This is a genomic window from Thermobrachium celere DSM 8682 (assembly GCF_000430995.1).
Taxonomy (GTDB): domain Bacteria; phylum Bacillota; class Clostridia; order Clostridiales; family Caloramatoraceae; genus Thermobrachium; species Thermobrachium celere.
Window position 1 is genome coordinate 165,588 of the sequence record NZ_HF952039.1, and the last position, 7,961, is coordinate 173,548.

The 7,961-nt window shown below is 31.7% G+C and carries 8 protein-coding genes, 3 tRNA genes and 1 pseudogene; 3 read left to right on the plus strand and 9 right to left on the minus strand.

Annotated elements, in window-relative coordinates; translation table 11 throughout:
- The 5 genes from TCEL_RS12310 to TCEL_RS13600 form a co-directional block, all read right to left on the minus strand.
- Positions 1–370 (minus strand): transposase (locus TCEL_RS12310; protein WP_040684110.1); only part of this gene is annotated, 370 nt, incomplete at its 3' end.
- 138 nt (positions 371–508) lie between these two features.
- Positions 509–1,231, minus strand: coding sequence for a M48 family metallopeptidase (locus TCEL_RS12315; RefSeq protein ID WP_018666591.1), 723 nt, complete (start codon positions 1,229–1,231; stop codon positions 509–511).
- A 101-nt stretch (positions 1,232–1,332) separates the two neighbouring features.
- Positions 1,333–3,633: an immune inhibitor A domain-containing protein gene (locus tag TCEL_RS12320; protein ID WP_084739386.1), complete on the minus strand. Its 2,301-nt coding sequence runs from the start codon at positions 3,631–3,633 to the stop codon at positions 1,333–1,335.
- A 101-nt stretch (positions 3,634–3,734) separates the two neighbouring features.
- Positions 3,735–3,929 (minus strand): hypothetical protein, encoded by a 195-nt coding sequence (locus TCEL_RS12325; RefSeq protein WP_018666595.1) that lies wholly within the window; start codon positions 3,927–3,929, stop codon positions 3,735–3,737.
- Between the two features lie 17 nt (positions 3,930–3,946).
- Complete coding sequence (locus TCEL_RS13600) at positions 3,947–4,102, minus strand: hypothetical protein (protein WP_018666597.1); 156 nt, start codon at positions 4,100–4,102, stop codon at positions 3,947–3,949.
- A 223-nt stretch (positions 4,103–4,325) separates the two neighbouring features.
- On the opposite strand from TCEL_RS13600, the gene TCEL_RS12330 reads away from it, so the two are divergent.
- Both TCEL_RS12330 and TCEL_RS13305 read left to right on the plus strand, forming a co-directional pair.
- Complete coding sequence (locus tag TCEL_RS12330) at positions 4,326–4,934, plus strand: LysE family translocator (protein ID WP_018666599.1); 609 nt, start codon at positions 4,326–4,328, stop codon at positions 4,932–4,934.
- 86 nt (positions 4,935–5,020) lie between these two features.
- Positions 5,021–5,782 (plus strand): LysM peptidoglycan-binding domain-containing protein, encoded by a 762-nt coding sequence (locus tag TCEL_RS13305; RefSeq protein ID WP_018666601.1) that lies wholly within the window; start codon positions 5,021–5,023, stop codon positions 5,780–5,782.
- A 72-nt stretch (positions 5,783–5,854) separates the two neighbouring features.
- On the opposite strand, the gene TCEL_RS12340 is transcribed toward TCEL_RS13305, so the two are convergent.
- From TCEL_RS12340 to TCEL_RS12355, 4 genes are all read right to left on the minus strand, one after another.
- Positions 5,855–6,964 (minus strand): NAD(P)/FAD-dependent oxidoreductase, encoded by a 1,110-nt coding sequence (locus TCEL_RS12340; RefSeq protein WP_018666603.1) that lies wholly within the window; start codon positions 6,962–6,964, stop codon positions 5,855–5,857.
- Positions 6,965–7,116: 152 nt separating this feature from the next.
- Positions 7,117–7,193, minus strand: a tRNA-Arg gene (locus TCEL_RS12345).
- Positions 7,194–7,238: 45 nt separating this feature from the next.
- Positions 7,239–7,330, minus strand: a tRNA-Ser gene (locus TCEL_RS12350).
- 26 nt (positions 7,331–7,356) lie between these two features.
- Positions 7,357–7,447: transfer RNA gene (locus TCEL_RS12355), tRNA-Ser, on the minus strand.
- 173 nt (positions 7,448–7,620) lie between these two features.
- Between TCEL_RS12355 and TCEL_RS12360 the strand changes: the two are divergent.
- A pseudogene (locus tag TCEL_RS12360) lies at positions 7,621–7,961 on the plus strand (transposase); the annotation flags it as partial.

Below are 7,961 nucleotides of genomic sequence, written 5' to 3' on the forward strand. Positions count from 1 at the left end.
TTTTTTGTGCTATATCTGTATCCTTAAAACGTCTTCTCCTATTTTGACTTATAGTTGAATGATCAGGAATCTTATCTGTAAGTGAGAAACCTAAAAACCATCTATAGGCAACATTAACTTCAATATCCCTAACGAGCTGACGCTCGGATCTAATACCAAATAAGTAGCCTATAAATAACATTTTAAAAAGAACAACAGGATCAACAGCAGGTCGTCCATTATCATGACAATATAAGTCCTTAGTTAATTCACGAATAAAAGAAAAGTCAATATATTTATCAATTTTCCTCAGTATATGATCCTGAGGAACTAAATCTTCAATGTAAACCATTTCTAATTTTTGTTGTTTTGATTTAATTTCATTAATCATTGGGCACCTCCAAATTTATTTCTCTATATATAATTCTACATAGATGTTTAAAATCCTTTTTGCTACGCAAAAAAAACTGTTGACAAAATTTGTTTGTCAACAGCCTGAACTCCCTTTTGGTAATACCAAAAGGGAGTTTTATTTAATAATCACCCTTCCCCCATTCTCCTTAAGCCACCTTCTTTTCTCCTCAAAATCTGGCATAATCTCCTTAACCAAACTCCAAAACCTACTTGAATGGTTAGGGTGCTTTAGGTGGCAAAGTTCGTGTACTACAACATAATCTATTACATCAAGGGGAACCATTATTAACCTCCAATTGAGGTTTATGTTACCTTTACTTGAACAACTACCCCATATAGTCTTTTGTTCTTTTACTACTACTTTATTAGGAAAAAGATTATACCTTTGACTATACACTTCAACCCTTTGTTTTAACACCACTTTAGCCTGTTCCTTCAGCCAATTGTTTACCTTCTGTCTTAATACTTCCTGATCTTTTTCAATATTAAAGTTTTTAGGCACAATTATATAAAGCAATTTATCCTGCTTAAAAATTTTTATTTTATCCACATTATCCTCAAATATTTTAAGGATAAGTTTTTGACCTATAAAATCTAATTCTTTTCCTGTGTTTATATTATCGTCCCTAAAATTCAACAAATCATTTACATGCTTTAACTTTTCAACTATCCATTTTGCCTTACTTTTTACAAAATCCTCAATGTACCCATCATCTACATAAAAAGGAGCTGTTACAACAACTTCTCCCTTTTTTGTTATTCTAAGTGTAATTGTCTTCTTTCTTTTTTTAATAATCTCATACTCTATCTTCTGTCCATCGTAATTAAAATATGCCATAAACAATCCCTTTCTATTATTTTTTCTAATCAATAATTCGACATTCCATTAGATTTTCCTCTTTAAAATAAAAGCAGCCTTGAATTAGGCTGCCTTCTATATCATCTTTTAATTCTAATCTTTGCGTAGCTATTATCCTTAGCTTGTTGAGCTATTTCTATCTTTAGTCCATAGCTTATTATGTTTCTTCCTAAATATGGTAGTTGTGCATTAGTGTAGTCCTTTGTATCATCAAATACATGTTCTGAATATCTATAATCATCTTCTGCATATCTACCATAGTAATCAACTAAATCTACATATAAACTAGATTCCTTATTCTTACTAAATGCTGCATCATGCATTTGATAAGTTGCACTTGCAAAGGCTTTTTTACCATTAATGAATTTCCACATAATATTGTTTTGATCTGCATCTACTATGCCAAGGAAACCATCTCCTGGATGAACTCCATACCAGTTGTCAGTAAAATATTCATCCACATACCAAACTAACATTCCAGGATCATATGAGAATATATTGCCCAATACATTGTTATGTGCAAGGCCCTTATCTACTCCATGGTGATTTCTCCATTCAACAAGATAATAGTGTGGGGCAAAAATAACTCCTGTATCCTTTATAAATCCATTTAGATTAAACTTAGGTTCACCTTCAACATCATCAAATAGAACTTGCTCATTATCAGCAATTATACTTATATTGTCAACATAAAATCCTGCTCCAAATACGTATGAATCTGTCTCATATTCAAACTTTAATTCTATTTCTTTACCTACAAAATCACTTAAGTCAAATTCTGCATCTACCCATTTTCCTTCAGATGATCCTGTTATTCCAAATGGAACCTTAACATCTGCATTTGGATCACGTTCTGTAGTTGTAATATTACCTTTTAGGAATGTCCATTCTTCGCTTCCAACTTCTCTTACCTGAACTGTTGCAAAATCCCAACCTTCTTCAATATCATACCATGTTTTAAATGTTAGCTTAGCTGTCTCTTTATTTGTTAAATCTACTTTTGCAGTCATCCAGGTCTTAAATGGAGAACCATCACTTCCCTTTCCACCCCAATATGAGTATTTTCCACTATATGGTGTATTAACTACATGTTTTTTATCTGGTAAAACAATTCTTAAAACTTGCCCTGTTTCACTTGCCTGCCTTAAAACTACTTCTGATCCTCCTTTGGTTAACTCAGAATAATTAATATCTATAACATTTTGCCAATTGCCTCCATAAACTGCCTGAAGAAATTGTTTTGCATATGGGCTAAATCCTGTTGGTTCTGTTCCTAATATTATTCCTGACCAGCTTCCTGATGACATTATGGACCATCTTGATATAGGTTCTGAAACAGGGGAGCTATAAATTGTATCATATTCATCAGGTAAACCTAAATCATGTCCAAATTCATGAGCAAAAACTCCTGTAGCCCCATCCTCTGGCTGAATTGTATAGTCATATGCCCAATATTCTGTACCTGGAATTTGATATGGCTCTCCTAAATTCCATCTATGTGACCATATTGCGTCTGAACCTAAACTACCACCACCTGCTTCTTGACCTATACCTGCATGTATAATCATTAGATGGTCAATTATTCCATCTGGTTCATCATAATTTCCATCACTATCAAGATCATATCTATCTTCTTTATCAAAATCAGCAAAATTTATGCTAGGATCTAATGCCGCCTGTTGAAGAGCATGTTCAACTAAAGTTCTTGGGCTTATATCATGTGATGTACCATTTTCTGCACCATAATATGCAGCATTTTCTGGTGCTGTATACCATCCAGCTACCTTGCCATCAACAATCAAACTTCCTCCTGATTGTTCAAGGTAGTACTGTTTCATTGATATAAACTTTTCTCCATTTGGGCCAGTGTATCCATTGTCTCCAAACAATAAATCTTCAAAATGTTTTTTGTTGTAATCTTTATAATACATGTCTGTCTCTTCTGGCATAATACTGTTATGTTTATAATCTTGATATTCAATTAGTAAAACAAGTATATTAACCTTTTTAGGATTAGCGTCAGGTTTTCTCTTTTCAAAAACGTATTTTTTAACTGCTTGATTTTGTTTTGCCTTAAGCTGTTTATCCATTTTATTTATCTTCTGCTTGATATTTTCCTTTGCAGCATTTCTCATATATTCTAAATATTTATTATATGCTTCCTCATAAGTAGCATTTTTATTAATTTTCCCCTCCTTTTTTAGCATTTCAATTATTTTTTCTTCATTTGCAATCGAAAGGTCTACTGGCCCTCCATATTCATAGTAATACTTTCCATTAGTAGTTTCTGTAGCACTTATTTTTGTGGAATTTAAATTTAAAAAGGATAAGGATATTAAAATAGAAGTAAGAATAGCTACTGCTTTTTTGATTAACACCATACCCACCTTCCATAATTTTCTATCACCATAAATATATTAGATTGACTTTAATAATATTACAAAATAAGAAACAGCCTAACTTAAGGCTGCTTCTTACTCTATTAAAATTCCCATTCCATTTCTTCATCTTCTTCATAATCTTCTACGTCATACCCAAGTTGTCTTGCAATCTCAATTAGTTCTTCTTCATCTGCATTTTCAACACTATCAATCAATGGCCATATTTCAGATGGACCAACTTCATCTAATAAATCTCTTTTTAATCTTCTATAGTCTACTCTTCTAATAAAAACCATCTCCCTTCAATATTTTATCAAAATAGATTATTATCATTTTCAATTCTTAATGACTCATAAAGCTCCTTAAGTTCATCATCTGACATATTCTTTAGCTTATTTATATATACTTGATCAAATCCAGCTGCTTCAAAATACTGTTCAAGTTCAACTATTATCTCTTCTCTTTCCATTTTTTCACCTCACTTTAAATAACTATTTTGTTTATAAAAACTATACTAATAAAACATATTTTTTATCTTCTATAAAAATTACAAAAACAAAAAATAAAAGGAAGTCGATTTGACTTCCCTTTCCAACAAAACCACCTCAAAATACATTATACTATTAATAACATAGTTTATAAATTATTTCATAATATTAAATTAAAATTATTTAATATAAGGAGGAGTATATGTGATACCATTTTTAAAAGGATTGTTAGTGGGCCTTTCTGTTGCTGCTCCTGTAGGTCCAATTGGTCTTTTATGTATTCAAAGAACACTTAATAAAGGAAAGTTATCTGGTTTTTTATCAGGTCTAGGTGCTGCAACAGCAGATGCAATTTATGGATTTATTGCAGCATTTGGGCTGACATTTATATCAAATTTTCTAATAAGTAATCAAGCAATTATACGCCTATTTGGAGGAATGTTTTTAATATATTTAGGGGGTAAAATAATAATTAGCAAACCTGCAAATAAATCTGCAAAATCAAAAGAAGGTATAAGAATATTAGATGACTACCTTTCTACTTTATTATTAACTATCACAAATCCTATGACAATAATGTCATTTTTAGCTATTTTTGCAGGATTAGGCCTAAACATTGAAAAGTCAAATATTAAAGCTTTTTTAATGGTCATAGGTGTCTTTTTAGGTTCTAGCCTATGGTGGTTAATTTTAAGTAATGGGATTAATCTATTTAAAGATAAATTAAATCAACAAACTTTAAAGTACATCAATTATGTATCTGGAATTATAATTGTAGGATTTGGTATTACTGCAATTATCAAGTTGTTATAAAATCAAACATAACATAAATTACTCTTCACAATATGAAATATAGTCTCATATTCTAGTAATGTAATACTAATTAAAAGGATGGTACTGTGAAAAATAATATTGAAAATAAAACTCGTGCACAAATTCCTGAAAGATGTCGTGTAGGTTTTCAAAGGTATACTGTTGTTAAAGGTGATACTTTAGAAAAGATTGCTAAACGTTTTAACGTAACTGTAGGCTTTTTAATAGTAGAAAATCCCCACATAAAAGATCCAAACAAAATTTTTCCAGGGGATGTGCTATGTGTACCTATACAGCCTCCACCTGGAGTTGGAAGAATACCTGAAAGCTGTCCAATCGGATATGAAAAATACACTATAAAACCAGGTGATACCTTTTCAATGATTGCTCAAAATATCGGAGTTCCAGTTGATCTTCTCATTTGGAATAACCCCCATATACCAGACCCTAATATAATTTTCCCTGGAGATGTACTTTGTGTTCCTGTCCCACTCAAGTTACCATCCTGTTCTATATTAAAACCAATAAATTCTTCTCTACAAAATACATTTGGTTCAGCATTAGTACAAAAACTACAAAATGGTCAGCACCAACTAATAATCACAGGCATTAATCTCCCTAAACCTTCAAGTTTAGGTAACTATAATGGGTATGATGGATTTGTAGGAATTGCAGGAATTGGAGGTTATGGATTCCCTCTTACCAATGTCTCAAGTGAAGAAGGATTATGGATAGGCAGTTTAGTAATTTTCCCTATTTTGTCTTCTGGAAATCAAATCTACATTATACCAAGTAATTCTGAAGTTTCAGTGCCAAGTAAACCTTTATTAGAAGGTATTTTAAAATAAAAAGTAAAAAGGTACAGATATTCAAACACGAATATCTGTACCTTTTTTTATAATCCATATACCAAAATTAAATTAATTACTATTAATCTTATTAGCCAATTTCATTATAGGTGTTAAATATTTTAAAATATCCAAGCTAGTATTATTATCACATAGCCTATCTATTAAATTATCTATTAGCTTATTGTCTAAATTTTTAACTATTGCATCTAATTTATCGTCAGTTAAATTTTCTAAGTATCTCCTTAATACAAGGGAATTGTTATAGTTTTTAAATAAAGGTTTAACAAGTTTTTCATATTTTTCTATACCTAAAATATCATAGGCACAATAGACTCCTGTTAAAATTGATGCAAACTGACCAAATCCTAATCCTGGACTAATTGTCCCAAAACAATTACCAATGAAATAAGTGTTGTCTATTTTAGGTCTTAAACAAATTCCCATCATATATCTTGTTATTTGAAAACTATCTCTTATCTTAAGACTTTGATTTAGATCGCTACTTGCTAATTCATAAAATCTACTCCACATTTTATCTCTATCTAATTTAATGTTATTTGGATAATCAGGATAAGCAATAACTAAATTTGCCTCTTTTTCTGAGAAAGGAATTAACCAACCATATCCTTTAGGAATGATATCATAATTGAACCAGACATGGGGATTACTTTTTATAAAATCTCCAACTACTGTTGCTCCAACTATAGTACAGGTAAGATCACATCTGTAATTACCTAAATTTGATGAGTATTCTCCATCTCCTGTAGCTAAAACTACAAAATCAAATTCTTTACAAAGCGTTTCATATTCATAGGATGAATTAAAAATGATTTTGCTCTTTAACTGTTTTTCAAGTTGTCTCTCAAAGGAATTTTCATGCCTTCCTCTTAAATTTGTATATCCTATTTTACCTTGAATACTTGAAACTTCATTTTTGGAATGAACAATTAATTTATCTACATCTGAAATAGGTTGTAAATCAATATTAAATTTTTCTCTTATATACCCCAAACAATCTTTAATAGGTCTATTTAATATATCAAACATAGCTTCTGCATTTATAAATCTATCACCAACTCTACTTCTTTTCTCAAAAATTGTAGGTTCTATTCCATTTCTTTCTAATGCTATTGCACAGGATAAACCAGAAATTCCTGCACCCATAATAGCAACCTTCATATGATCACCTTCTTTGTATTTATTATGGTATTCATATGAACTAGTTTTATGCATTATATATTAATATTTTTCTACCTGACGTTGTCATTAACTAGTTTATAATGAATTCAAAAAATGATGAAAGCCTTGAAGAACTATCTTCAAGGCTTTCATGGTGCGCCCGGAGGGACTCGAACCCCCGACCAACTGGTTCGTAGCCAGCTACTCTATCCAACTGAGCTACGGACGCATATTAACTTTTGAAGGATAAAAGCCGCACGCTGTGCGGCTTTTGTGGCGGAGAAGGAGGGATTTGAACCCTCGCGCCGGTTTCCCGACCTACGCCCTTAGCAGGGGCGCCTCTTCGGCCAACTTGAGTACTTCTCCATGTTGCCTACTTAATAATTTTTATGTGGCGGAGAGGGTGGGATTCGAACCCACGGTGGAGTTGCCCCCACGCCGGTTTTCAAGACCGGTGCCTTAAACCAGCTCGACCACCTCTCCGTATCGGACATTATTTATTATAACAGCCATATCTTTTATTGTCAACTACTTTTTTATTTTTTATTTTTCTGGTTCATTGTAAAATTAAATGCAACAGATAAAAAATATTAAAACCATAGTGAAAATCATGTATGATATAGGTGTCAAATCCAAACATACAGGAGGTTTTCACTATGGTTGATAAAATTAATTCTAACACAACTGTACGTTCTTTTAAACACCTAAATAGCTATGAGCGTGGAGAAATTTATGCATTACTAAAAGAAGGTAAAAGTATTCGCTATATTGCTAAAAAATTAGGACGTAGTCCAAGTACTATCTCCCGTGAAATTAAACGTGGTACTACCTTACAGCTTAAAAGTGATTTATCTACATTTACAAGTTATTTCCCTGAAACAGGTCAGGCTGTATATGAAAATCATCGCTCAAATTGCGGAGCAAAAATTAAATAGCTACAGCCGAAGCTTTTATAAAGTATGCAGAACAAAAATTCTTAAAGATAAATGGTCCGTCG